The sequence below is a fragment of the Pseudomonas pseudonitroreducens genome (genome assembly GCF_021603645.1).
GTDB lineage: Bacteria > Pseudomonadota > Gammaproteobacteria > Pseudomonadales > Pseudomonadaceae > Pseudomonas > Pseudomonas pseudonitroreducens.
This window is the reverse complement of sequence record NZ_BQHJ01000050.1, coordinates 1-548: the sequence shown is the minus strand read 5'-3', so window position 1 is coordinate 548 and position 548 is coordinate 1. Positions and strand designations below refer to the sequence as shown.

Genomic DNA, 548 nt, shown 5'->3' with positions numbered 1-548 from the left:
GTGCTGCCCTGGGTCTTGGTGATGACCAGGCTCTTGGGACCAGGGAAGTCAGTCACCACCAGGCTGCCCGGAATCAGGACGACCGCCTCGCCAGTGACAGTCTCCGGCTCCAGCTCGATGACCTTGCCCTGAGTGACCATGGCCTGGTTCTCTTCGGTCCATTCCTGCATCTGCACGGTCAGGTCCACACCCTCAGGGGTATCCAGCTTGGCCAGGTTGCCGCCACCCACGCGGCGATGCTGTTTCCAGGTGATCGAGCTGGTGCGGTGGGCAATCTTGAATTGCTCGACGTCGCCCAGGTCGCGCATCGGTGCGTTCTCGACGCCCAGGCGTTGGGCAGAGACGATGCCAATGCCCTTGAATACCTTGACTCCTGCCATGGGTTATTCCCCCGTCACTTCTTCGCCGACCTTGAAGTGCTCGACGATCAGCTTTTTATCGGCCTCGGATACGGTGATAACCGCGTCTTTGGGGTGCTTGATGCCGGCATGGCGGTGCCCATTGTCGTGGGTGATCTTCACCTTCACGCCGGCCGGTTTGGTTTCCCC

The 548-nt window shown here is 60.9% G+C and carries 1 protein-coding gene; it reads right to left on the bottom strand.

Annotated elements, in window-relative coordinates:
• A partial coding sequence (locus L6D89_RS32400) for a hypothetical protein (protein WP_236202346.1) occupies window positions 1-380 on the bottom strand: 380 nt, incomplete at its 3' end.
• Window positions 381-548 lie beyond the last annotated feature (168 nt).